Source organism: Micromonospora sp. CA-244673, from assembly GCF_050948395.1.
Taxonomy (GTDB): Bacteria; Actinomycetota; Actinomycetes; order Mycobacteriales; family Micromonosporaceae; genus Micromonospora.
Map to the genome: position 1 here is coordinate 1,399,861 of NZ_CP192019.1, position 23,629 is coordinate 1,423,489.

The 23,629-nt window shown below is 75.0% G+C and carries 18 protein-coding genes, 3 tRNA genes and 1 pseudogene; 15 read left to right on the plus strand and 7 right to left on the minus strand.

All coding sequences use genetic code 11. The features are described 5' to 3' along the window. Positions 1–45: 45 nt before the first annotated feature. On the minus strand, positions 46–2,475 hold the full coding sequence (locus ACQP12_RS06750) for a low temperature requirement protein A (protein WP_433285920.1): 2,430 nt from the start codon (positions 2,473–2,475) through the stop codon (positions 46–48). Positions 2,476–2,596: 121 nt separating this feature from the next. Here ACQP12_RS06750 and ACQP12_RS06755 point away from each other — a divergent pair, with 121 nt between their 5' ends. Together ACQP12_RS06755 and ACQP12_RS06760 are read left to right on the plus strand one after the other, a co-directional pair. Further along, positions 2,597–3,172 carry a GNAT family N-acetyltransferase gene (locus ACQP12_RS06755; protein ID WP_433285922.1) on the plus strand — a complete coding sequence of 192 codons (576 nt, stop codon included), beginning with the start codon at positions 2,597–2,599 and terminating at the stop codon, positions 3,170–3,172. Between the two features lie 108 nt (positions 3,173–3,280). Next, positions 3,281–4,417 (plus strand): cellulose binding domain-containing protein, encoded by a 1,137-nt coding sequence (locus tag ACQP12_RS06760; protein ID WP_433285924.1) that lies wholly within the window; start codon positions 3,281–3,283, stop codon positions 4,415–4,417. A 43-nt stretch (positions 4,418–4,460) separates the two neighbouring features. Here the strand turns inward: ACQP12_RS06760 and ACQP12_RS06765 are convergent, their stop codons facing one another. Further along, complete coding sequence (locus ACQP12_RS06765) at positions 4,461–5,345, minus strand: 3-methyladenine DNA glycosylase (RefSeq protein ID WP_433285926.1); 885 nt, start codon at positions 5,343–5,345, stop codon at positions 4,461–4,463. Between the two features lie 33 nt (positions 5,346–5,378). Continuing rightward, positions 5,379–6,743, minus strand: a complete 1,365-nt coding sequence (locus tag ACQP12_RS06770; RefSeq protein ID WP_433285928.1) for a hypothetical protein — start codon at positions 6,741–6,743, stop codon at positions 5,379–5,381. A 169-nt stretch (positions 6,744–6,912) separates the two neighbouring features. Between ACQP12_RS06770 and ACQP12_RS06775 the strand changes: the two genes are divergently transcribed. From ACQP12_RS06775 to ACQP12_RS06790, 4 genes are all read left to right on the plus strand, one after another. Further along, positions 6,913–7,716, plus strand: a complete 804-nt coding sequence (locus tag ACQP12_RS06775; protein WP_433285930.1) for a fumarylacetoacetate hydrolase family protein — start codon at positions 6,913–6,915, stop codon at positions 7,714–7,716. 106 nt (positions 7,717–7,822) lie between these two features. Further along, positions 7,823–7,894, plus strand: a tRNA-Gln gene (locus tag ACQP12_RS06780). A 137-nt stretch (positions 7,895–8,031) separates the two neighbouring features. Continuing rightward, positions 8,032–8,104, plus strand: a tRNA-Glu gene (locus ACQP12_RS06785). A gap of 151 nt (positions 8,105–8,255) precedes the next feature. Further along, positions 8,256–8,331 (plus strand) — tRNA-Glu (locus ACQP12_RS06790). Between the two features lie 88 nt (positions 8,332–8,419). Here the strand turns inward: ACQP12_RS06790 and ACQP12_RS06795 are convergent. Continuing rightward, positions 8,420–9,106: an IclR family transcriptional regulator gene (locus ACQP12_RS06795; RefSeq protein WP_013284529.1), complete on the minus strand. Its 687-nt coding sequence runs from the start codon at positions 9,104–9,106 to the stop codon at positions 8,420–8,422. Positions 9,107–9,155: 49 nt separating this feature from the next. Here ACQP12_RS06795 and leuC point away from each other — a divergent pair, with 49 nt between their 5' ends. The 4 genes from leuC to ACQP12_RS06815 all read left to right on the plus strand — a co-directional run bounded on the left by leuC (position 9,156) and on the right by ACQP12_RS06815 (position 14,209). Next, on the plus strand, positions 9,156–10,598 hold the full coding sequence (gene leuC / locus ACQP12_RS06800; protein ID WP_433285932.1) for a 3-isopropylmalate dehydratase large subunit: 1,443 nt from the start codon (positions 9,156–9,158) through the stop codon (positions 10,596–10,598). 15 nt (positions 10,599–10,613) lie between these two features. Then, positions 10,614–11,201 carry a 3-isopropylmalate dehydratase small subunit gene (gene leuD, locus ACQP12_RS06805; protein ID WP_357937478.1) on the plus strand — a complete coding sequence of 196 codons (588 nt, stop codon included), beginning with the start codon at positions 10,614–10,616 and terminating at the stop codon, positions 11,199–11,201. 160 nt (positions 11,202–11,361) lie between these two features. Continuing rightward, the gene (locus ACQP12_RS06810; protein WP_433285934.1) at positions 11,362–12,003 is read left to right on the plus strand and encodes an HU family DNA-binding protein; all 642 of its coding nucleotides are present in this window, start codon (positions 11,362–11,364) and stop codon (positions 12,001–12,003) included. A 133-nt stretch (positions 12,004–12,136) separates the two neighbouring features. Further along, positions 12,137–14,209: an endonuclease/exonuclease/phosphatase family protein gene (locus tag ACQP12_RS06815; RefSeq protein WP_433285936.1), complete on the plus strand. Its 2,073-nt coding sequence runs from the start codon at positions 12,137–12,139 to the stop codon at positions 14,207–14,209. A 203-nt stretch (positions 14,210–14,412) separates the two neighbouring features. Here the strand turns inward: ACQP12_RS06815 and ACQP12_RS06820 are convergent, their stop codons facing one another. The 3 genes and pseudogenes from ACQP12_RS06820 to cofC all read right to left on the minus strand — a co-directional run. After that, positions 14,413–15,294 carry an NUDIX hydrolase gene (locus ACQP12_RS06820; protein ID WP_433285938.1) on the minus strand — a complete coding sequence of 294 codons (882 nt, stop codon included), beginning with the start codon at positions 15,292–15,294 and terminating at the stop codon, positions 14,413–14,415. 40 nt (positions 15,295–15,334) lie between these two features. After that, positions 15,335–17,623 (minus strand): RNA degradosome polyphosphate kinase, encoded by a 2,289-nt coding sequence (locus tag ACQP12_RS06825; protein WP_433285940.1) that lies wholly within the window; start codon positions 17,621–17,623, stop codon positions 15,335–15,337. 255 nt (positions 17,624–17,878) lie between these two features. Beyond that, a pseudogene (gene cofC / locus ACQP12_RS06830) lies at positions 17,879–18,520 on the minus strand (2-phospho-L-lactate guanylyltransferase); the annotation flags it as partial. A 109-nt stretch (positions 18,521–18,629) separates the two neighbouring features. Here cofC and ACQP12_RS06835 point away from each other — a divergent pair. From ACQP12_RS06835 to ACQP12_RS06855, 5 genes are all read left to right on the plus strand, one after another. After that, positions 18,630–19,355, plus strand: coding sequence for a lysophospholipid acyltransferase family protein (locus tag ACQP12_RS06835; RefSeq protein ID WP_357937470.1), 726 nt, complete (start codon positions 18,630–18,632; stop codon positions 19,353–19,355). Continuing rightward, positions 19,352–20,368, plus strand: a complete 1,017-nt coding sequence (locus tag ACQP12_RS06840; RefSeq protein WP_433285942.1) for an NAD(P)H-dependent glycerol-3-phosphate dehydrogenase — start codon at positions 19,352–19,354, stop codon at positions 20,366–20,368. The genes ACQP12_RS06835 and ACQP12_RS06840 overlap by 4 nt, the downstream gene beginning before the upstream one ends. A gap of 7 nt (positions 20,369–20,375) precedes the next feature. Continuing rightward, on the plus strand, positions 20,376–21,488 hold the full coding sequence (locus tag ACQP12_RS06845; RefSeq protein WP_433285944.1) for a cystathionine gamma-lyase: 1,113 nt from the start codon (positions 20,376–20,378) through the stop codon (positions 21,486–21,488). Between the two features lie 170 nt (positions 21,489–21,658). Continuing rightward, the gene (locus ACQP12_RS06850; protein WP_433285946.1) at positions 21,659–22,450 is read left to right on the plus strand and encodes a putative protein N(5)-glutamine methyltransferase; all 792 of its coding nucleotides are present in this window, start codon (positions 21,659–21,661) and stop codon (positions 22,448–22,450) included. Positions 22,451–22,562: 112 nt separating this feature from the next. Continuing rightward, the gene (locus tag ACQP12_RS06855) at positions 22,563–23,615 is read left to right on the plus strand and encodes an ROK family protein (protein WP_433285948.1); all 1,053 of its coding nucleotides are present in this window, start codon (positions 22,563–22,565) and stop codon (positions 23,613–23,615) included. Positions 23,616–23,629: the final 14 nt, after the last annotated feature.

The following is a 23,629-nucleotide window of genomic DNA, read 5'->3' on the forward strand; positions in this document are numbered from 1 at the left end:
CGCCCTGGCCGGGCCGGGCGAGCGGACGGGTCCGGCTCCCGGTGGTCAGCGCGACGGCACCGGCCCGCTGGTGGCCCCCTCGTCGTCGCGGAGCACCTCGAACCCGGTGAGGACCAGGCAGACCCCGGCGAGCAGGGCCAGCGCGAGCAGCGCCGACAGCCCGGTCGTCAGCGGCAGCAGCGCCGCCACCACCAGGGCCTGCACCAGCCGGGCCGGACGCCGGCGCCCGGTCGTGCGCCACCGGAACGCCTGGACGCCCAACAGGTAGAGCAGCACCCCGCCGAAGAGCGCGGCGTGCGCCAGCGGGTACGGCGGCGGCCCGAGCTCGAAGAAGCCCCGGCTGCCCAGCACCGACATGGTCTTGCGCAGGCCGAGCGAGACCAGCACGATCCCCGCCACCATCGGCAGGTGCAGCCACGTGTACGCGTCGCGGGCCAACCGGGTCCGGGTGCGGAGGTCGGCGGCGGCCAGCATCCGTTCCCCCTCGGTGCTGTCCCAGCCGAAGTAGGCCCACCACAGGGCGGCCAGCAGGGCGGTGCCGAGGAAGGCCGCCACGACGATCCGGGCCGAAATCGGGGTGTAGACCACCGCGCTGCCCATCGAGATCACCGCCTCCCCGAGGCCGATGATGATGATCAGGCTGTGCCGGTCGGCCCAGTGCTCCGCCGAGCGCACGCTGAGGTGGCGCAGGCCCACCCGGGCGTTCCCGACCAGGTCGACGGCGATGGCGAGCAGCCACAACCCGACCCGCGGCGGGGAGAACTGGCGGACGTCGCCGACCGGCAGCGGCAGCAGCGCGGCGACCAGCATCAGGCCGAGCGACACCAGGGTCGGCACGGCGGCCCGCAGCGGCGGCGTCCGCCACGCCGGGTCCTGCCACGCCACCAGCCCGAACGAGGCCAGGTGCAGCAACCGGATGGCCGCGTAGCAGGCGATGAAGATCAGCGGTCCGGGCAGGCCGCCGCGCGAGTCGTCGATCGCCTGCGGGCTGGCCAGCGTGATCAGCGCCGTGAGCGCCACCACCAGCACCATGACCAGGCGGACCACCGGACTCTCCGAGCGGACCTCGGCCGCCAGCCAGGCGTACGCGCACCAGGCCTGCCAGAGCACGGCGAGCACCAGCAGCCCGCGCGCCAGGCCGGGCCACGTCGGGTCGTCGGCCATCAGCGCGGCCACCTGGAGGAACGCGTAGACGAACACGAGGTCGAAGAAGAGCTCCTTCGGCGTGACCCCGGCGTGCCCCTGGGTCGGGCCGATCATTGCGTGCAGCCGGCGGTGCCGGCGCCGGAACACGGTCACGTCGGCCAGCGCGGTCGCCCCCACCGCAGCGGCCAGCAGGGCCAGCTCGGCCAGCACGGGCAGGTGCGGGGCGAGGGGCGCCAGCCCGGCCACCAGCAGGATGCCGAGCACCGGCGACCGGCCCAGGATGCGCAGCGTCCGCACCTCGAACAGCACCAGTCCCAGCAGGTAGAGCACCACCCCGCCGTGGAGCACCAGCACCGTGAGCGTCGAGGTCGCCCCGTCGCTGCCCACCCGCAGCTCGCCGAGCACCTTCTTCAGGCCGAGCGCCACCAGGATCAGCCCGGTCATCATCGGCAGGTGCAGGAAGCTGTACGCGTCCCGGCCGAGCACCGCGCGCCGCGTGCCGGCGGCCCGCTCCATCGCCTGCTCGGCCGCGAACCGGGCCACGTCGAAGTAGGTCCACCACAGCGCGCCGGCCAGCGCCACCCCGAGCAGCGCCCCGGCGAGCACCGCCGGGGTCAGCGGTTGGGTCGCCGCCACCCCCTGGCTCAGCCCCACCGAGATGATCGTCTCGCCGAACCCGATCAGGATGATCAGGGCGTGCCGCTCCGCCCAGTAGGGGATCGAACCGATCCACCACCGGTCCGCGGGAACCAGGACCGCACCGCCGTACTCGGCCACGATGGCGCAGCCCACCAGCGTGAAACGGACCCACTCCCTGGCCACGCCGTCCGACACGTGGCCCGGGACCAGCGCGGCGGCGAGCAGGAACAGCGCCCCGGCCAAGGCCGCCGGCCAGGCCCGCAGCGCCAGCCGGCGGGGCCCCGACTCCCCGGCCCCGGCCCGCGCGGCGACGGTCAGCGCGGTACCGCGCACGACCAGGTAGCCGAGGGCGAAGACCACCGGCCCGGAAAGCCCGCCGGGCCGGTCGAGGAACGCCTCGCGCACCGTGAGGCCCATCACGAACAGGGTGGCGCTGAGCCCGAACATCACCACCGGCATGACCCCGCGGTCGAACCGGATGGTGCTGCCCAGCCAGGCGAACGGCGCCCAGCACCACCAGAGCAGCACGAGCAGCAGCAGGCCGCGGGGCAGCCCGGCCGCGTTGAGTTGCTCGGCGGTCACCCCGGTGACGTTGAGGAACGCGAAGACGAAGATCAGGTCGAGGAAGAGCTCCAGCCGGCTGACGCCGCCCGCGTCGCCGGCCAGCTGGATCCGACCGACGCCGCCCACCACCTCACTGTGCCAACCGGGCCAGGTCCGGACCGGAGATCCGTCCCAATCACACCCTCCGGCCGGCCGCGACCCGGAAAACGGTTTGAGGACCCGCCCGGCGTCGCCCAGAATCCGCCGGGTGCCGAGCGATTTCTCCGTCAAGCCCACCCTCACCGGCGACCGCGCCCTGCTGCGCCCGTTCGTCGACGACGACCTCGCGGCCTTCGAGGCGATCCTGGCCGACCCGGAGGTGGCCCGGCTCACCGGCAGTCCGCCCGGAGACGGGCTCGAACCGGCCCGGCTGCGGGCCTGGTACGGCACCCGCAACAGCCAGACCGACCGGCTCGATCTGGCCGTGGTGGACCGGGCGACCGGGCTCTGCGTGGGCGAGGTCGTCCTCAACGAGTGGGACCGGCACAACCTCAGCTGCAACTTCCGCACCCTGATCGGCCCCGCCGGGCGGAACCGCGGGCTCGGCACCGAGGCGGTCCGGCTCATCGTCGGCTACGGCTTCGAGCAGCTCGGCCTGCACCGGATCGGGCTGGAGGTGTTCGCCTTCAACCCCCGCGCCCGCCGGGTCTATGAGAAGGTCGGTTTCGTGGTCGAGGGCACGCTGCGGCAGGTCCTCCGCGACGGCGACGGCTGGGTGGACGCCACCGTCATGTCGATCCTGGCCGACGAGTGGGCGGCGCACCGGGGCCACCCGGCCGGCTGAGCCCGCCACGCGGGACCGGGTTGAGCCGGGCCCGTCGGAGCGCTTCAATACGTACGGGAGCAAGGGCCGTCACCGACCACCACGTCACGTGACAGGAGTCCCGTCCTCATGCTCCGTTCCTCCCTGCGCGCCGCGCTGGTCGCGGTCGCCGCACTCCTGCCCGCCCTCGCGGTCGGGTTCGCTCCCGTCTCCACCGCACTGCCGGTCGCCGCCGCGGCCACCCCGGTCCGCGTCATGCCGCTCGGCGACTCCATCACCGGGTCGCCCGGCTGCTGGCGCTCGGTGCTCTGGAACCGCCTCCAGTCCACCGGCTACCCCGACGTCGACTTCGTCGGCACCCTCGGCCCGCAGGGCTGCGGCCAGCCCTACGACGGCGACAACGAGGGACACGGCGGCTACCTGGTCACCAACGTGGCCAACCAGAACCTGCTGCCCGGCTGGCTCGCCGCCACCCACCCGGACGTGGTGCTCATGCACTTCGGCACCAACGACGTGTGGAGCAACATCGCCCCGGCCACCATCCTGGCCGCGTACTCGAAGCTGGTGGACCAGATGCGCGCCGCCAACCCGGCGACGACCGTGCTGGTCGCGAAGATCATCCCGATGAGCCCGCCCACCTGCGCCGAGTGCGGGCAACGGGTGGTCGCGCTCAACGGCGCCGTCGACGGCTGGGCGGCGGGAAAGACCACGGCCGCCTCGCCGGTGGTCGTGGTCGACCAGTGGACCGGCTTCAGCACCGCCACCGACACCTACGACGGGGTGCATCCCAACGCCACCGGCGACCAGAAGATCGCCGACCGCTGGTATCCGGCGCTCACCGCGGCCCTGCGCCGGACCACCCCGACGCCCACCACCTCGCCGACCGGGAGCCCCACCCCGACGCCGACGCCCAGCACGACCCCGAGCGGCGGCCCGACGCCGACGCCGACCGGCCCGTCCGGGACCGCGTGTACGGCGACCTACCGGGTCGCCGGTCAGTGGCCGGGCGGCTTCCAGGGCGAGGTCACCGTCCGTAACAGCGGCACCGCGCCGGTGTCCGGCTGGACGGTCCGGTTCACGCTGGCCGACGGCCAGCGGGTCACCCAGTCGTGGAGCGCCGAGGTGAGCCAGAGCGGCACCACGGTGACCGCCCGGAACGCGAGCTGGAACGGCGGCCTCGCTCCCGGCGCGCAGACCACCTTCGGCTTCCTGGCCGGCGGCGCCGGCACGAACCCGGTGCCGGTGGTGAGCTGCACGCCCGCCTGACCTCTCGGGTGGGGCCCGTCGGCCAGGCGCCGGCGGGCCCCGGTCAGCCCGGCCGGTCCGCCCCGTCGAGGGCGGCCAGCAGGCGGCCCCGCAGCTCGCCGGCCCGCTCCGCGAACCCCCGCTGGGCGGCGGCGTACTCGGCCCGGCCCTCCGGGGTCTCCACCCGCACCGGCGGGTAACCGAGGTCGGCCAGGTCGTAGGGGCTGGCCCGCATGTCCAGCGTGCGGATCTCCCGGGCCAGCGCGAAGGCGTCCGCCACCAGCTCGGACGGCACCAGCGGCGAGAGCTTGTACGCCCACTTGTAGAGGTCCATGTTGGCGTGCAGGCAGCCCGGCTGCTCCAGCGCGTGCTGGCTCTCCCGGGTCGGGGTGAGCACGTTGAGCGGCCGGGCCGGCGCCGTGAAGAACCGGAACGCGTCGAAGTGGCTGCACCGCACGCCGCGCTCCTCGACCACCGACGCGGTGGCCGCCGGGCTGAGCCGCAGCGGCCAGGCGTTGTGCCGCACCTCGTCCTGGGTCTGCCGGTAGACCATCGCCCACTCGTGCATCCCGAAGCAGCCGAAGTGGGCCGGCCGCCCGGCGGTCGCCGCGAGCAGCGTACGGATCCAGGAGATCGACTCGGCCCGCCGCGCGCGTACCCCCTCGGTGTCGAGGGTGACCCCGGCGGCGGTGGCGCGGTAGTCCCGGCCGAACGTGGCCGGGTCGGCGTCGCGCAGCGTCACGCCGGCGCCGGGGTGCCAGCGGCGCAGCTGGGCCGGGCGGTGCGAGTAGTAGGTGAAGAGGAAGTCCTCCACCGGGTGCGGCACCCCGGCGCGGCGGCGGGCCAGGTGCGGCGCCAGCCAGGCGTCGACCCGCTCCTCGTGGGCGCGCCGCCGGGCCTGCCAGTCGGCCGCGTCGAGCGCGGTGGCGGGGGCGAGGGCGGCGGTCACGGACCCCAGGGTACGGCCGCCGCCCGGCCCCGGTCACCGCACGTCGACCCGCACCCCGGCGGAGAAGACGCCGCTGCGCAGCTCCAACTGCTTCGGCGGGTCGTCGCCGTGCACCGTGAACACCAGGGGCAGCAGCACCCGGGAGCCCGCGGCGACCGGCTGGGCGAAGACGTCCCGGCCGAGGTTCGCCACGCGGGTGGCGCTCTCGTCGGTGGCGACCCAGTTCCCTCCGGGCAGGTACGCCCGCTGCAACTGCCCGTGCCAGGTCTGCTCGCCGCCCGTGAGGTTGCGCACCCCGACCGTGGCCAGGCACTGCCGGCCGCCCGCCGACGCCGACGGCAGCGTCCCCGCGCCGCAGGCCAGCCGGTAGACGGTGAACTCGAACGCGGTCTCGCGCAGCGGGACGCCGAGCGCGCCGGTCACGCTGTTGCCCACCCAGGCGCCGCTGGTCGGCTGCTTGGTGGTGTCCATGGCGGCCACCCGCTGGGTGGCCGTCCAGGCCGCCGCACCGACCACGCCGGCGAGCACCGCCGCCGCGACCCCGACCACCATCCAGATCGGCGGACGGCGGCGGCGCCCGGCGGGGGCGGGCATCGACGGGCGCGGGTAGACCGTGCCCCGGTCCGCCGGGCCGCCCACGCCGCCGGCGACGGGCGGGGCGCCGGTGGCAGCCGGGGCCGGGTCGGGCCCGCCGCGCCGCCGCCACGCCCACCACAGCACGCCCATGGTCAGGACCAGGAGCGCGGCGAGCGCGGCCAGCAGCACCGGCGGGCGGCGCCAGGCCGGCGCCGCGGTCACCTGTGCCGCCGGGACCGCGGCGGCGCCCGTCCAGGTCGCCGTGGCGCAGTCGTACGGCCGGGTGCCGTCGGTGCCGTAGGCGCAGGTCGGCGCGGTCATCGACCGGCCCGGGGCGGCCACGGTCAGGGCGGTGTTCAGCGTGGTGGTGCTCCGTGCCGGCAGCCGCAGCCGCCAGGTCACCTCGTTGGCGGTGGCCGACCCGAGCGGGCGGTTGGCCCGGCCGCCGCCGGTCACCGCGGTCGCCCGGGACCCGGCCGGCAGCTCCTGCCGGACGGTCGTCTCGACGGGCGTCGGACCGCCGTTGCGGACCTGGATCCGGTAGCCCGGCGCCGGGGTGCCGGCCGCCGCCACCGCCACCGTGACGGGTGGCCCGCTCAGCTGGATGGGCGCCGGCTTGGTCGTCGGCATGGCCGGTGGCGCCGCCGGCATCCCGGTCGGGATCGGGGTGGCCCGGGCCACCGCGGCCGGCGGAGCCGCCGGTTGCGGCGGCGCGGCCGCCGCCCGGGGCGCCGCCCCGGGCAGGGCCGGCACGGCGGCGATGACGCCGAGGCAGTTCACGAGCACTGCCAGGGTCCTGTGGTGTCGTCTCGATGCAGGCATACGAACGAACCTCCGGCCCCGAAGCTATGGGCCCGGACCCGCCGGGCGGGTACGAAGTCCGCAATCCCGCCCCGCCCGGCGCGGGCCGGCGTACCCTGGCGCGCCGCCCCGCCGGGCCGATGGCCGCGTCCGGCGTGGCCCGGCCGGCCGGCGGGGATAGATTGGCCGGGTGCGTATCGCTCGTTTCGCTCATGCCAAGGGAATGTCGTTCGGGGTCGTCGAGGGCGAGTCGGAGGCCGGGTCGCAGGGCCTGACCATCGCCGAGATCGAGGGCCACCCGTTCGGGCAGATCCAGTTCTCCGGCGCCCGCTGGGCGCTCTCCGACGTCCGGCTGCTCTCGCCGATCCTGCCGAGCAAGGTGGTCTGCGTCGGCCGCAACTACGCCGAACACGCCGCCGAACACGGCAGCGAGGTCCCCAAGGAGCCGCTGCTGTTCCTCAAGCCGTCCACCTCGGTGATCGGCCCCCGGGACGCCATCCGGCTGCCGATCTTCTCGAAGCAGGTCGAGCACGAGGCCGAACTGGCCGTCGTGATCGGCGCCCCGGGCGCGCGCCGGGCCGACCGGGCCGCCGCCGAGCGGGCCATCTTCGGCTACACCTGCGCCAACGACGTCACGGCGCGGGACCTCCAGCGCTCCGACGGGCAGTGGACCCGGGCCAAGGGCTTCGACTCGTTCTGCCCCATCGGGCCGTGGATCACCACCGGGCTGGACGTCTCCGACCTGGAGGTCCGCTGCGAGGTGGGCCGCAACCCGGAGGAGATGGAGGTACGCCAGCTCGGCCGCACGAAGGACATGGTGTTCGACGTGCCGGCCCTCGTGTCGTACATCTCCCACGTCATGACGTTGCTCCCCGGTGACGTGGTGCTGACCGGCACGCCGGCCGGGGTTAGCCCGCTCACCGACGGGGATACGGTCACCGTGCGGATCGAGGGGATCGGCGAACTCACCAACCCGGTGGTGCCGGTCGCCTGATGCGTCCGACGCCCCGTTTCCGCAGTTCAGGGCGGGTTCGAGGGGTTGGATTTGGCCTGCCGGCACCGGGAGGGTAAAGTTCGTTCCTGGCGCCGCAAGGGGCCAATGGGGTATGGGGTAATTGGCAGCCCGACTGATTCTGGTTCAGTTAGTCTAGGTTCGAGTCCTGGTACCCCAGCGCAGCCGCGGATTCGCGAGAATCCCGGACGCTGGATTCTGGCGGAGTTCCGCTCCGCTCCTCGCGAGAGGGGCGGCAGATGATCTCTGATAGAGTGCAGCTTCCCCGCCCGCCAGGGCGCGGAAGCATGAAGTTCTGGCCCCGTCGTCTAGCGGCCCAGGACGCCGCCCTCTCAAGGCGGTAGCGCCGGTTCGAATCCGGTCGGGGCTACAAGCGCTGGCAGCCCGTCCCACCACGTGGGGCGGGCTGTTTCGTTGTTCGCCCCCGGTCCAGCGGCCGGACCCCCGCGTCGCGGCCGGACGTGGTGCCGCTAGACTACTGCGGCACCGCTCGTCAGGGCGGTGAAGCAGGAAAAGTGCCTGGCCCCGTCGTCTAGCGGCCCAGGACGCCGCCCTCTCAAGGCGGTAGCGCCGGTTCGAATCCGGTCGGGGCTACCAGTAGCGAACGGCCCGTCTCCCACGGAGACGGGCCGTTCGCCGTCCCACCCCCACCCTCCCCCGCACCCGCCGGGGGAGGGGTTCGGGGTCAGAGGCCGGAGAGGCGTTGGCCGGCGCGGACCACGGCCATGGCGTGGCGTTCACCGGGGCGGCGGCCCAGGCGCTCGATCGGCCCGGAGATGCTGATCGCGGCGATGACCCGGCCGGTGCGGTCGCGGATCGGGGCCGAGACGCTCGCCACACCGGCCTCCCGCTCGGCGACGCTCTGCGCCCAGCCGCGGCGGCGTACCTCGGCGAGGGTGCGGCCGGTGAACTTCGACCGGGGCAGCAGCGGCATGACCGCCTCGGGCGGCTCCCAGGCGAGCAGGATCTGCGCCGCCGAGCCGGCCGTCATGGGCAGCACCGAGCCGACCGGCACGGTGTCCCGCAGGCCGCTGGCCCGCTCCGCCGCGGCCACGCAGATCCGCTCGTCCGCGCGGCGCAGGTAGAGCTGGGCGCTCTCCCCGGTGGCGTCGCGCAGCGCGGCGAGCAGCGGTTCGGCCGCGGTCAGCAGCACGTCCGGCGCGGCGTTCGCCAGCTCGCCGAGCCGGGGGCCCGGGCGCCAGCGGCCCTGGGTGTCCCGGACGAGCATCCGGTGGATCTCCAGCGCCTGTGCCAGCCGGTGCGCGGTGGCCCGGGGCAGCTTGGTGCGTTCAACGAGTTCGGCCAGGCTGGCGCCGTCGACGCAGGCGGCCAGGATGACCACCGCCTTGTCGAGAACGCCGACACCGCTCATACTGTGTCCCACAAGCCGAAATTTACCTCCCAGAATTTAGGATGTCCAGATGGTGGGAGTCACTCAACCGAGGACCCTGGCCGAGAAGGTCTGGGACACGCACGTCGTCCGCTCCGCCGCCGGCGAGCCGGACCTGCTCTTCATCGACCTGCACCTGCTCCACGAGGTCACCAGCCCGCAGGCGTTCGACGGGCTGCGCCTGGCCGGCCGCCCGGTCCGCCGCACGGACCTCACGATCGCGACCGAGGACCACAACACCCCGACCGGGTACGACGACCCGGCGTTCCGCTCCCGGCGCGGCGACCTGCTCACGATCGCGGACCCCACCTCCCGCACCCAGATCGAGACGCTGCGCCGCAACTGCGCCGAGTTCGGCGTACGGCTGCACCCGCTGGGCGACGAGAACCAGGGCATCGTGCACGTCATCGGCCCCCAGCTCGGCCTCACCCAGCCCGGCATGACGATCGTCTGCGGCGACTCGCACACCGCCACCCACGGCGCGTTCGGTGCGCTCGCCTTCGGCATCGGCACCAGTGAGGTGGAGCACGTGCTGGCCACCCAGACGCTCCCGCAGGCCCGCCCGAAGACCATGGCCGTGAACGTCACCGGCCAGCTCGCGCCGGGCGTCACCGCCAAGGACCTGGTGCTCGCCCTGATCGCCCAGGTGGGCACCGGCGGCGGGCGCGGCCACATCGTGGAGTACCGGGGCGAGGCCATCCGCAACCTCTCGATGGAGGGGCGGATGACCATCGCCAACATGTCCATCGAGTGGGGCGCCAAGGCCGGCATGATCGCGCCGGACGAGACCACCTTCGCGTACCTCAAGGGGCGGCCGAACGCGCCGCAGGGGGCCGACTGGGACGCCGCGGTGGCCCACTGGCGGACGCTGCCCACCGACGAGGGCGCGACCTTCGACACCGAGGTCACCCTGGACGCGAGCCGGATCACCCCGTTCGTCACCTGGGGCACCAACCCGGGCCAGGGCCTGCCGCTGGGCGCCGCCGTGCCGGACCCGGAGGAGTTCGTCACCGAGCCCGAGCGGGTAGCCGCGCGCCGGGCCCTGGAGTACATGGACCTCACGCCCGGCACCGCGCTGCGTGACCTGGCCGTCGACGTGGTCTTCGTCGGCTCCTGCACCAACGGCCGGCTGGAGGACCTGCGGGCCGCCGCCGACGTGCTGCGCGGGCACAAGGTCGCCGACGGCGTACGCATGCTGGTGGTGCCCGGTTCCGCCGCGGTGCGCGAGGCGGCCGAGGCGGAGGGGCTGGACAAGGTCTTCGCCGACGCCGGCGCCGAGTGGCGCTTCGCCGGCTGCTCCATGTGCCTGGGCATGAACCCGGACACGCTGAAGCCGGGCGAGCGCTCCGCCTCGACCTCCAACCGCAACTTCGAGGGCCGCCAGGGCCGGGGCGGGCGTACGCACCTGGTGTCGCCGCCGGTCGCCGCCGCCACCGCCGTGGTCGGCCGGCTGGCCGCCCCCGCCGACCTGTAGAAGGGCAGCCGAGAGATGGACAAGTTCACCACCCACACCGGCACCGCCGTGCCCCTGCGGCGGTCTAACGTGGACACCGATCAGATCATCCCGGCCGTGTACCTCAAGCGGGTGACGCGGACCGGATTCGCGGACGGTCTGTTCAACGCGTGGCGGGAGGACCCGTCATTCGTTCTCAACGATCCTGTCCATTCGGGTGCGTCGATTCTGATCGCCGGCCCCGAGTTCGGCACCGGATCTTCCCGGGAGCACGCCGTCTGGGCGCTGCGGGACTGGGGCTTCCGGGCCGTGATCGCGCCTCGCTTCGGCGACATCTTCCGCGGCAACGCGCTCAAGGAAGGGCTCCTTCCGGTCGAGTTGGAATTGAAAGCCGTGGAAGAACTGTGGGATCTCGTGGAATCGGAGCCGACCACCCCGATCACCGTCGACCTCGCCGCCCGCCAGGTCCACGCCGGTGACGCCACCTGGGCGTTCCCGCTGGACGACCACAGCCGTTGGCGGCTCATGGAGGGCTTGGACGACATTGGACTCACCCTCCGCCACGAGGCCGAGATCAGCGCCTACGAGGCGTCCCGGCCGCCGTTCCTACCGTCGGTCGCCTGACCACAGATAGCTTTTCGCCCCCACCGGCCCGGCCGGTGGGGGCGAATCCGTTACGACACAAGGGCTTTTTTCCACCGAATGTTTGTGTCCAGGCAGCACAGGGCATACCGTGCGCGCAGAATGGCTCGCGACGAGTCAGTTGCACAATCGGGAGGAAGTCGTGAACAAGGCCGAGCTCATCGAGGCGCTCGCCGTTCGCCTGGGGGACCGGAAGACGGCGACGGCCGCGCTCGAGGCGGTCCTCACTGAGGTCCAGGCGGCGGTCACCAAGGGCGAAAAGGTGGCCATCACCGGTTTCGGAGCGTTCGAAAAGCGCATCCGGGGAGCCCGAACAGCGCGCAACCCGCGGACCGGCGAGGCGGTGAAGGTCAAGAAGACCTCCGTCCCGACCTTCCGTGCGGGCGCGGGCTTCAAGGAGATGGTGGCCAGCGGCAAGGTGCCGAAGTCCACCGCCGCCGCCAAGAAGACCACCACGGCCGCCGCGAAGGCCACCGGCGCGAAGGCGACCGGGGCCAAGGCGACCGCCGCGAAGAAGACCACGGCGGCCGGTGCCGCCAAGAAGACCACGGCGGCGAAGGCCACCAAGACCACTGCCGCGACCAAGAAGGCCGCGCCCGCGAAGAAGGCCGCGACCAGGACGACCACGGCGAAGAAGACCACCGCGGCGAAGACGGCCGCGGCCAAGAAGACCACCGCGGCCAAGAAGACGACGGCCGCCAAGAGCACCGCCGCCAAGAAGGCGCCGGCGAAGAAGGCTCCGGCCAAGAAGGCTCCGGCCAAGAAGGCCGCCAGCCGGCGCTGAACGCACGGCCCGAGGGGCGCCCACCGTCCGCGGTGGGCGCCCTTTTTCGTGGGTACGCGTTGACCCGCCGTCCGGCCGGCCCGCAGAATCCTCGTGCCGAACACCCCCGTCGGTCACGAGAAGAGGGGCGCCCGTGCGCCACCGTCACCTCCACACCGCCGTGCTCGCCCTGGGCGTCGTCGTCCTGCTCGACGTGCTGCGCGTGTGGCTGCCGTCGATCATCACCATCTTCGGCCGGGCGGCCGAGACGCCGGCCGAACTCCTCGGCGCCTTCGCCCTCGGCTGGTTCGTGCTCGCCCTCGCCGCGCCCGTCCTGGTCCGCCGGCTCGGTCCCGGTCCGGTGGGCGTGGTCGCGGCCGGGTTGCTGGCCGCCACCCGGCTCGCTCTGACGGCCGCGCCCGGCGGCCGGATCCAGCTCTGGCTGGCCTGCGCCGGCCTGTTCGCCGGCCTGGTCTGGCTCGCCGCTACCGCCGCGACGGTCGCCCGGCCGGTGCCGGGGCTGGCGTTCGGCCTGGCCGGGGCGGCCGCCGGGCACGCCCTGCTCGGCACCGAGGACCTCGTCTGGCGGGGCGGCGTGCTGGGCTGGACGGGGAGCGTCCTGCTGGTGGGCGCCTTCGTCGCCGCCCAGGCGGCCGCGTCGTCGCCCGGCAGCGCCGTTTCCGGGCCGGGGCGGGGTCGGGAAGCCGGCCGTGCCGCCTGGCTGCTGGTGGGCCCGGTGCTGTTGCTGGCCGGTCAGTTGGCGCTCGCACCGGCGGTGTGGGACGCGGCCGCCTCGTACTGGCACGGGTCGGCGGACATGTCGGACCTGGCGCTGCCCCCTGGGCGGCTCGCGGCGGTGCCCGAGGTGGCGATCGGCCTCTTCCTGCTGGCGGTGCTGCTCCGGCCGCCCCGGCCGGTGGCCCGGCTCGTCTGGCCCGCCGCGCTCGTTGTCGGGGCCGGGCTGTTCGCCACCGACCGGGCGAACTGGCTGGCACCGGCGGTCCTGCTCACCGCCGCCGGTCTCGGTGGCTGCCTCGCCCTCGTCGACACCGTCGCCGAGCGGGCGATCGTGCCGGCCGAGCGGGTGCCCGGCGGGACCGTCCCCGCCACGACGAGCCCGGACGGGAACACCGGTTCGGCAGCGGTCCGCGGCCTCGGCGCGGGCACCGGTGCGGATGCCCCGCCGGCCGGGCCGGGCGAGGGTTCCGCCGCCGGTGAACCCGCCGCGCCGGAGCCGAGCGCCACGGACGGTGGCCGGCGGGCCTTCGCCGTCGTCGGCGGCATGCTGGGGTTCGCCGTCGGCGCAGTGGCGTACTACGCCGCCTACGACCTCGGGTACCCGAACGGCTGGGCGCCGGTGCTGGCGGCGCTGGCCGTCGCGGCCGCGGCCGTGGTCGCCCCGCCGTTCGCCGCACCCCCGTTCCGCCCGCCCGTGCCGGTGTGGACGGTCCTCGTGGCGATGCTGCTGACCGCCGTGGGCGGCGGGATCCACCGCCCGGCCCCGGCGCCGCATCCGCCCGTGACGCCACCGGCGACGGTACGGGTGGTGGCGTACAACATCCGGATGGGGTTCGGGCTGGACGGGCGGCTCGACCTGGACGCGCTGACCCGGGCCGTGGCGGGCAGCCGGCCGGACGTGGTGCTGCTCAGCGAGGTGGACCGGGGCTGGCTGCTCAACGGCGGCCACGACACCCTCGCCCTGCTGGCCGGGCGGCTGCGCATGCCGTACGTCTTCGCGCCCGCCGCCGACCCGGTGTGGGGTGACGCGGTGCTGAGCCGATTCCCCGTGCGGGCCGGCCGGACCCGGCCCCTCGCGGCCCACGGGGCGCCGACCGGGGCGCAGGCGCTCGGCGTCACGCTCGACCTCGGCGGCCGGGAACTCGCCGTGGTCGCCACGCACCTGCAACCGCCGCCGGGGCAAGGCCCGGTGGCTCAGGCCGGCGAGGTGGCCGCCTTCGCCACCGGGTACGCGGCCGGCCGCCCGCTGGTGCTCGGCGGCGACCTGAACACCGAGCCCGGCGATGCCGCGTTCGCCGAGTTCACCCGGGCCGGGCTGGTCGACGCGCTGGCCGCGGCCCGCCCGCTGCGGACCAGCCCGGCCGACGACCCGCGCAGCCAGATCGACCACGTCTTCGTCTCGCCGGGTCTCACCCCGTCCGGGGCGGCGGCACCGCGCGGCACCGCCAGCGACCACCTGCCGGTCGCGGTGACACTCACCCTGCCGTAAGGCCCTCCCGGCCACGGTGACACCGGCCCTGCCGAGGCGCGCCCTCCGGTCGCGCGTGGCACCGGCCCTGCCGAGGCGCCCTCCCGTCGCGGTGGCACCGGTCCTGCCGAGGCGCCCTCCGGTCGCGGTGACACTCGCCCTGCACGCACCGGGGGGTGTTGGAAGGGGACGGCCGGCTCTGCCGGAGGCGTCAACAGGGGCCCTTACAGCCGGTCGGCGGCGAGCAGCCGGTCGCCGGTGAAGGCGAGCAGCCAGCCGCCGCCCTTCGGGGCGGTGAAGTCGTCGGCCCGGCCGGCCAGCCGTTCCAGCGCGCCCGGGATCACCTTGCCCTGGCTGCACACGGCGACCGTTTCCCGGTCGGCGGCCAGCGCGGTGAGCCGGGCCGCGGCGGCCAGCGCGCACTCGTCCGGTTGCTGGCCGGGGCGTGGCTCGTCGAGGTCGCCGACCACCTCGATGGGCAGGTCCAGCAGGGCGGCCGCCGGGTCGAGGGTCTGCACGCAGCGCCGGGCCGAGGCGGAGACCAGGCGGGCCGGGCGGACCAGGGCGACCAGCGGGGCGAGCGCCTGCGCCTGGGCCCAGCCCTCGGCGTCCAGCGGCCGGCCGTCGTCCGGGCCGCTCCAGGTGCCCCGCTTGCCGGCGTGCGCGTGCCGGACCAGCAGGACGGTGGCGGTGACGGGCGGCAGCGCCGCGAACGCGGCGATCACCTCGGCGTCGTGTGGGTAGCTGACCCGGCGTTCCGCCTCGTCGGTGGGGAACCAGGCCACCTCGTCCACCTCGGTGTCGGGCTGGAAGCCGCCCTGCGCGGCGGCTCGCATCGACCAGTAGTCGACGGCCTTCGGCCGGCCCTCGCTGCGGTAGCGGACGGTGGGCAGGCGTACCTGCGGCACGGCCCGGACGTCGCTCTCCTCGGCGACCTCCCGGACGGCGGCCCGCAGCGGGTGCTCGCCGGCGTCCAGCTTGCCCTTGGGCAGCGACCAGTCGCCGTACCGGGGGCGGTGCACCAGGCAGATCTCGACGCCGCCGGTGGCCGGGCGCCAGACGACCCCGCCCGCCGCCCGGATCCGCGCCGGCTCGTCGTCCGTCATCCGCTCACCGTATGCCCGCTCCGAGCGGGTCGTGGTCCGGTCAGCCCGCCCTACCGCCGACCCGGTGCAGGAGCAGGTCCTGCAGGTGGGTCAGCGGCGTGTCGTCGGTGCCGGTGCGGCGCTGCCAGGTGCCGTCCGCCGCGAGCTCGAAGGCGTCCACGTCCGGGCTGAACGCGGCGGTGAGCACGTGGTCCAGCTCGGCCCGGGCCACCGGGTCGCTCACCTGCACCAGCGCCTCCACCCGGCGGTCCAGGTTGCGGTGCATCAGGTCGGCCGAGCCCATCCAGAACTCCGCGTCGCCGTTGTTGCCGAACCGGAAGATCCGCGAGTGCTCCAGGAACCGGCCGAGGATCGAGCGGACCCGGATGTTCTCCGACAGCCCCGGCACGCCCGGCCGCAGCGTGCACATGCCCCGGATCAGCAGGTCGACGTGCACCCCGGCCCGGGACGCCCGGTAGAGCGCGTCGGTGATCTCCTCGTCGACCAGCGCGTTCACCTTGAACTGCACGAGCCCGGGCATGCCCAGCCGGACGTGCTCGATCTCCCGCTCGATCCGCTCGATGAGGCCGCTGCGGATGCCCTGCGGGGCCACCAGCAGCCGCCGGTACGCGGTCTGCCGGCTGTAGCCGGTGAGCACGTTGAACAGGTCGGTGAGGTCGGCGCCGATCTCCGGGTCGGCGGTGAGCATGCCGAAGTCCTCGTAGAGCCGGGCGGTCTTCGGGTGGTAGTTGCCGGTGCCGATGTGGCAGTAGCGGCGGATCTGGTTGCCCTCCTGGCGTACGACCAGGGCGGTCTTGCAGTGCGTCTTCAGGCCGACCAGGCCGTAGACCACGTGGCAGCCGGCCCGCTCCAGGGTGCGCGCCCAGCCGATGTTGGCGACCTCGTCGAAGCGCGCCTTCAGCTCGACCAGCACCACCACCTGCTTGCCGGCGGCGGCCGCGTCGACCAGCGCGTCGACGATGGGGGAGTCGCCGCTGGTGCGGTAGAGGGTCTGCTTGATGGCCAGCACGTTCGGGTCGGCGGCGGCCTGCTCGACGAAGCGCTGCACGCTGGTCGCGAACGAGTGGTACGGGTGGTGCACCAGCACGTCCCCGTCCCGCAGGGTGGCGAAGACGCTGCGCGGCACCTCGCCCTCGGCGAGCCGGGGGTGGGTGGCCGGCACGAACGGCGGGTCCTTGAGGTCCGGGCGATCGGCCTCGCCGTAGACCTGCCAGAGCGCGGAGAGGTCGAGCAGGCCGCGGACCCGGAGCACGTCCTGGCTGTCCATGTCCAGCTCGCGGACGAGCAGCTCCAGCATGTGGTCGGAGATGGAGGCGGCCACCTCCAGCCGGACCGGCGGGCCGAACCGGCGTCGCGCCAGCTCCCGTTCCAGGGCCTGGAGCAGGTCCTCGTCGCGGTCCTCGTCGACCTCCACCTCGGCGTTGCGGGTGACCCGGAACAGGTGGCACTCGACCACCTGCATGCCGGAGAAGAGCTGCCCGAGGTGCACCGAGATGAGGTCCTCGACCGGCAGGAAGCGCACCCCCGGCTGGTCGCGGACCACCCGGACGAACCGGGGCACGTTGTTCGGCACCTTCACCCGGGCGAACAGCTCCGAGCCGCCGTCCGGGTCGCGTACCGAGACGGCCAGGTTCAGCGACCGGCCGGAGATGTAGGGGAACGGGTGCGCGGGGTCCACCGCGAGCGGGGTGAGCACCGGGAAGATGTGCTCCCGGAACCAGGTGCGCAGCCGTTCCCGCTCGGCGTCGTCGAGATCGCTCCAGCGCAGGATCCGGATGTCCTCGGCGGCCAGCTTCGGCAGCACGTCGTCGACGAAGCACGCGGCGTGCCGGGAGACCAGGTCGGCGGTCTTCTCGGCGATCAGCTCCAGCTGGGTCCGCAGCGGCAGCCGGTCGCCGCCGCGCACCGGCAGGCCGGCGGAGAGCCGCCGCTTCAGCCCGGCCACCCGCACCATGTAGAACTCGTCCAGGTTGCTGCCGAAGATGGCCAGGAACTTGGCCCGTTCCAGCAGCGGCGTGCGGGGATCCTCGGCCAGCGCCAGCACCCGGGCATTGAAGTCGAGCCAGGAGAGCTCCCGGTTGAAGAACCGGTCCTCCGGCAGCGGCCGGGCCGCCGGCGGCTCCACCTGCGGGCCCGGCCCCTCGACCGGGTCGAGGGACTCCTCCAGCCCCGCGGAGGCCGCCGCCGCGGGCTCGGGGCTCACGCTCTCCTCGGGCGGGCGGACGCGGCGGAACCGGCCGTCGGCGCCGCGGGTCGACGCGCCGTTGCGGGGCGCGCCGGGATCGACGAGGTTACGGGGACCGTCGGGGTGCTCGCGAGGGGTGCTCACCACCTCATGATTCCCCGACAAGGGTGAACGGAAAATGAACTCGGGGCAGGTTGGTCACGCCATCGTCGGCAACGTCACCCGGACGACCTCGCCGGCGGCGTCCCGCTCGATGCGGACCCGCTGCCCGAGCCGGAGCAGCCGCAGCCCGGAGGCGTCGAACGCCCGGGCCGGGAAGGCCAGCTCGGTGCCGTCGTCGAGGAGCAGCACGCCGCTGCGGGTCGACGCGTCGTAGGTGGCCACCGTGCCCTGCATGCCAGCACCGTACCCGACGTCCGTGCCGGCCCGGGCCAGCAGCGCGGCGGTGCGCGGACCGGCGCCGAGCCGGGCCGCGGCGGCCAGGTCGGCCGGGGTGTCCACGTCCCGGCGCAGGGTGGGCCAGCCGCCGGGCAGCGGCCGGGCCCCGCTCGCCGCGTGCGCCGCCGCCGAGCCGGGGCCGAAGCGGGGCGCCAGGGGCACCCCGGGCGGCGCGGCGAGCAGCACGGTGCCGCTGCCCGGGGCATCGGCCACGAACCCGCGTACCCCGTCGGTGGGGACGGCCCGCAGCGCCTCGGCCAGGTCGGCCGGGCGCAGCGCCGGCAGGTCGGCGGTGAGGCCGGCCACCGCGGCGCGCGGGCCGGCCACCGCCGCGCCGTGCCGGAAGGCCCCGTTCAGGCCGGCCGCCGGGTCCGGCACGACCGCCGCGCCGGCCGCCGTCGCCTCCGCCGCCACCCGGGGGTCGTCGGTCACCACCAGCACCCCGGCCACCGCCGGGCAGGCCCGCACCGCGCGGACCGTATCGGCCGCCAGGGCCAGCGCCAGCTCCTCGTGGGGTACGCCGGACAGCGCGCCCCGCAGGCGGCTCTTCGCCACTCCGAGGCGCTTCACCGGCACCACGACGGTCCAGGTCGGCTCAGGCACGTGACAATCCTGCCAGCCGGACGGCGGTACCCTCACTGGCCGGACCCGGAGCGAGCAGGCATGATTTCGTCCCGGGGCGTGCGCGCGTGGGGCGGAACGAGGAGGCAGGGTGGCACCGCGGAGGCTGGGATTCTGGCCACGGTTCGCCGTGGTGCTGGTGAAGCCGGTGTTGACCGTCTGGACCCGCCGCACGTGGCGGGGGATGGAGCACCTTCCTCGCGAGGGCGGCATCATCATCGTGCCGAACCACATCTCGCACGCGGACCCGCTGGTGTCCGCGCACTTCATCCACGACGCCGGGCGCTGGCCGCAGTTCCTCGGCAAGGCCAGCGTGTTCAAGGTGCCGGTGATCGGCTGGATCCTGCACCGGTGCAAGCAGATCCCGGTCGAGCGCGGCAGCGTCGAGGCGGCCCGGTCGCTGGACAAGCTGGTGGCCGCGGTGCACGAGGGCGGCGCGGTGGTGATCTACCCGGAGGGGACCACCACCCGCGAGCCGGACCTGTGGCCCATGAAGGGCAAGACCGGCGCGGCGCGGCTGGCGCTGGCCACCGGCGCCCCGGTGATCCCGGTGGCCATGGTCGGGCCGGAGCGGATGTTCGACCCGCGGACCGCCCGGGTCGGGCTGCGCCCGCGTACCCCCGTGACGGTGGTCGCCGGGCCGCCGGTGGACCTGAGCCGGTGGGCGGGCGCCACGCCGACCCGGGCGATCCTGGAGGAGATGACGGACACGATCATGCTGCGGATCCGGGACCTGGTCGCCGAGATCCGCGGCGGCACACCACCACCGCTGTGGGAGCGGCCGGCCCGGACGCGCACGCCCGAGGTGACCGAGTGAGCGAGCGCAGCGGGCATGTCGCGGTGCTGGGGGCGGGCTCGTGGGGCACCGCGTTCGCCAAGATCCTCGCCGACGCCGGCCGGGACGTGACCATCCTGGCCCGGCGCGCCTCGGTGGCCGAGGCGATCCGGACCGGGCGCCACAATCCGGACTACCTGCCGGACGTGCGGCTGCCCGAGCGGGTCACCGCGACCGGGGACGCCGAGGAGGCGATCGCCGGCGCCGAGGTGGTGGTGCTCTCCGTGCCGTCGCAGACGCTGCGCGGCAACCTCGCCGACTGGACCCCGTACCTGGACGCGGACGCCACGCTCGTCTCCCTCATGAAGGGCATCGAGCTGGGCACCACCAAGCGGATGAGCCAGGTGATCATGGAGACCGCCGGGGTGCCGGCCGACCGGGTGGTGGTCGTCTCCGGGCCCAACCTGGCCCCGGAGATCGCCGCCGAGCAGCCGGCCGCGACGGTGGTCGCCGGCACCGACAGCCGCCGGACCGCGCTCGTGCAGTCGTCGATCCGCACGCCGTACTTCCGGCCGTACACCAACGACGACGTGATCGGCTGCGAGCTGGGCGGGGCCGTGAAGAACGTGATCGCCCTGTCGTACGGCATCGCCACCGCCATGGGCTTCGGCGACAACACCCGGGCCATGCTCATGACCCGCGGCCTGGCCGAGACCGCCCGGCTGGGCGTGGCGCTCGGCGCCGACCCGATCACCTTCGCCGGCCTGGCCGGCATGGGTGACCTGGTCGCCTCCTGCTCGTCGCCGCTGGCCCGCAACCGCACCTTCGGCGAGCACCTGGGCCGGGGGGAGACCCTGGAGCAGGCCCAGGCGGCCACCCGGCAGACGGCCGAGGGCGTCAAGAGCTGCCTGGCCATCCGGGACCTGGCCCGGGCGCACGGGGTGGAGATGCCGATCACCGAGCAGATCGAGCGGATCTGCCACGAGGGGATGGACCCGCGGCTCGCCGTGGACGCCCTCATGAGCCGGACCGCGAAGCCCGAGTCGTACGAGTGAGGCGGCGATGACCGACGAGTGGGGTGACGGCACGCGCAGCGTGCACGCGGGGCTGCCCGCGCCGGAACCGGGCCAGCCCTTCCTGCCCGGGCCGGTCTTCGCGGCGCCGTACCACCTGGATCCGTGGCGGGGGCCGGAGGCGACCCCCAACGGGTACGGGCGGCCCGACAACCCCACCCGGCGGCTGCTGGAGGCGGCCATCGGCGAGCTGGAGGGCGGCGACTGCCGCGTCTTCGCCAGCGGCCAGGCGGCCATCACGGGGCTGCTGCTGGCCCTGCTGCGCCCCGGGGACACCGTGCTGCTCCCCGCCGACGGCTACTTCCCGGTGCGCGCTTTCGCCACCGCCACCCTGGAGGGCATCGGGGTACGCGTCGGCTTCGTGCCGACCGCCGGGCCGTACCCGTCGTTCGAGGGTGTCCGGCTGGTGCTGCTGGAGACCCCGGCGAACCCGGGCCTGGACGTGGCCGACGTGCCGGCGCTGGCCGTCGCGGCGCACGGCGCCGGGGCCCTGGTGGCGGTCGACAACACCACCGCCACCCCGCTCGGGCAGCGCCCGCTGGAGCTCGGCGCCGACGTGGTGGTCGCCTCCGGCACCAAGGCCCTCACCGGCCACTCCGACCTGCTGCTCGGCTACGTGGCGACCCGCTCGGCCGAGCTGCTCGACGCGGTGACCGCCTGGCGGACCACGACCGGCGGGGTGCCCGGGCCGTTCGACTGCTGGCTGGCCCACCGCTCGCTGGCGACCGTGGACCTGCGGCTGGGCCGGCAGACCGCCAACGCCGAGGCACTGGCCGGGCTGCTCGCGGGCCGCGGCGACGTCACCGGCCTACGCTGGCCCGGGCTGCCGACCGATCCCGCGTACCCGGTGGCCTCGGTCCAGATGCGACGGATGCCGGGCGTGCTCTCCTTCGACCTGGGTGACGCCGACCGGGTGGCCCGGTTCCTCGACGCCTCCCGCCTGGTGTCCGCCGCCACCTCGTTCGGCGGGCTGCACACCACCGCCGATCGGCGGGCGCAGTGGGGGGACGACACCGCGCCCGGCTTCGTCCGGCTCTCCTGCGGCATCGAGGACGCCGCCGACCTGGTGGCCGACGTGACCGCCGCGCTCGACGCGGCCTGACGCGGCCGGCCCGCTCCGCTAGGGTGACGGGCAGCAGCGGCCCGCGCGGGCCCCGACCGGAGGAGGTGAGACCGATCCACCAGCAGAGGACCGGCGCTCCCTCCGAGTCCGCGTCGCCCCAGGGTTAGGCGACGCCGGGAGCGCCGACGAGCGTTCCCGAAAGGCCTGCCATGCCAGCCACCCTGTTCTCTCCCGACCGTCCCGCTCTCGTCCGGCGGCTGCGCGCCGCCGGCTGCGTCTTCGCCGAGGACGAGGCGGACCTGCTCATCGCCGCCGCCGACTCGGCCGAGGCGCTGACCGACCTGGTCGACCGCCGGGTCGCCGGCCTACCGCTGGAGCACCTGCTCGGCTGGGCCGAGTTCTGCGGCCTGCGGGTCTCCGTCGACCCGGGGGTGTTCGTCCCCCGCGGGCGCACCGCCCTGCTGGTCGCCGCCGCCGCGGCGGTGGCCGGCCCGGCGCCCGCCGTGCTCGACCTCTGCTGCGGCTCGGGCGCCGCCGCGCTCGTGCTGCACGGCCGCCTGTCGCCCCGCTGGCTGGCCGCCGCCGACGTCGACCCGGCCGCGGTGGCCTGCGCCCGGCGCAACCTGACCCCGCTGGGCGTGCCGGTCTACGAGGGCGACCTGTTCGCACCGCTGCCGGCGCGGTGGCGGGGGCGGCTGGACCTGGTGGTGGCCAACGCCCCGTACGTGCCGAGCGACGCCGTGGCGATGCTGCCGCCGGAGGCACGACTGCACGAGGCCCCGGTGGCGCTGGACGGCGGCGCGGACGGGCTGGCCGTGCTGCGCCGGGTGGCCGCCGGCGCGGCCGAGTGGCTGGCCCCCGGCGGGCACCTGGCCGTGGAGGTGAGCGCCGGCCAGGCCGGGACGCTCTGCGGGATCATGGCCGACGCCGGCCTGGACCCGTCCGTGGTGCACGACGACGACCTGGAGGCGACCGCCGTCACCGCCCGCCGTCCCGGGTGAGACGCCGCCCGACCCCGCCCGTGCCGAGACCGGGCGGGCGGGGTCGCGCGACCGTGGCGGGACGCCCCGGCTCGAACTAGCCTCAGGTCAGGCTCGGCGGGAGGCGGTGGCGGTGGGCAGCGCGGGTGTGCCGGTGGTGGTGGGTCTGGACAACGGCGGCACGAGCAACAACGCCACCGTGCTGACGGTCGACGGCCGGTTCCTGGTGGACGGGCTGGTGGAGATCCCGAGCGAGGTCCAGGCGGGCCCGGACGCGGCGATCGAGGCCCTCGCCCGGGCGTTCGACGGCGTGCTGGCGCTGACCGGGGTGCCCCGCGAACTGGTCCGCGCGGTCGGGCTGGACACCCCCGGCCCGGCCAGCGCCACCGGGGTGATCTCCTCGCGCGGCTCGACCAACTTCTCCCAGCCGGCGTGGCGCGGCTTCGACGTGCGCGGCGCGCTGGAGCACCGGCTCGGCCTGCCGGTGGTCTACGCCAACGACGGCAACGCGGCGGCCCTCTACGCGCACCACGTGCACTTCGGCGCCGACGCGATGGCCCGCTCCTCGGTCGCCGCGATCGTGGGCACGGGGCTCGGTGGCGGCGTGGTGGAGGGCGGCCGGGTGGTCGGCGGCGCGGCCGGTATGGCGGGCGAGTTCGGGCACGTGCACATCCCGCTCGACGGGCTGCTCGGGCCGGGCCAGCCGGTGCCCGTGTGCGCCTGTGGCTTCGCCGGGGACGTGGAGAGCGTCGCCTCGCTCACCGCCATCGTGAACAACCTGCTGCCGTACTGGCTGGGCCGGTTTCCGGGGCATCCGCTGGCCGCCGAGGAGCCGGCCCGGGCGGCGAAGCTGGTTCGCGGCTACGGCGAGCTGGGCGACCAGTTGGCCCGCGAGGTCTTCACCCAGCAGGCCATGGCGCTGGGCCGGCTGTTCACCATCGCGGCCAACTTCACCGACCCGCACGCGTACTTCGTGGGTGGCGGGGTCGTGGAGGCGGCACCCGAGTTCCGCGACTGGTTCCTGGCCGCCGTGCGGGAGCACACCGTGCTGCGCGCCGAGCAGCGCGCGGTGGCCACCTTCGCGCTGGTGCCCGACCGGGACATGGCCGGGGCGCGCGGGGTGGCCATCGCGGCGCTGGAGGCGGTCCGCGGCGGGGTCACCGCCGGTCCGCTGGTCGCCGGCTGAGCCGCGACGCCACC

Excerpts from the sequence above, each read along its gene's own strand:
- leuC (WP_433285932.1), top strand. The coding sequence starts at position 9,156 with ATGGTGGGAGTCACTCAACCGAGGACCCTGGCCGAGAAGGTCTGGGAC.
- ACQP12_RS06845 (WP_433285944.1), top strand. The coding sequence starts at position 20,376 with ATGACCGACGAGTGGGGTGACGGCACGCGCAGCGTGCACGCGGGGCTG.
- ACQP12_RS06850 (WP_433285946.1), top strand. The coding sequence starts at position 21,659 with ATGCCAGCCACCCTGTTCTCTCCCGACCGTCCCGCTCTCGTCCGGCGG.
- ACQP12_RS06760 (WP_433285924.1), top strand. The coding sequence starts at position 3,281 with ATGCTCCGTTCCTCCCTGCGCGCCGCGCTGGTCGCGGTCGCCGCACTC.
- ACQP12_RS06820 (WP_433285938.1), bottom strand. The coding sequence starts at position 15,294 with ATGACGGACGACGAGCCGGCGCGGATCCGGGCGGCGGGCGGGGTCGTC.
- ACQP12_RS06770 (WP_433285928.1), bottom strand. The coding sequence starts at position 6,743 with ATGCCTGCATCGAGACGACACCACAGGACCCTGGCAGTGCTCGTGAAC.
- ACQP12_RS06795 (WP_013284529.1), bottom strand. The coding sequence starts at position 9,106 with ATGAGCGGTGTCGGCGTTCTCGACAAGGCGGTGGTCATCCTGGCCGCC.
- leuD (WP_357937478.1), top strand. The coding sequence starts at position 10,614 with ATGGACAAGTTCACCACCCACACCGGCACCGCCGTGCCCCTGCGGCGG.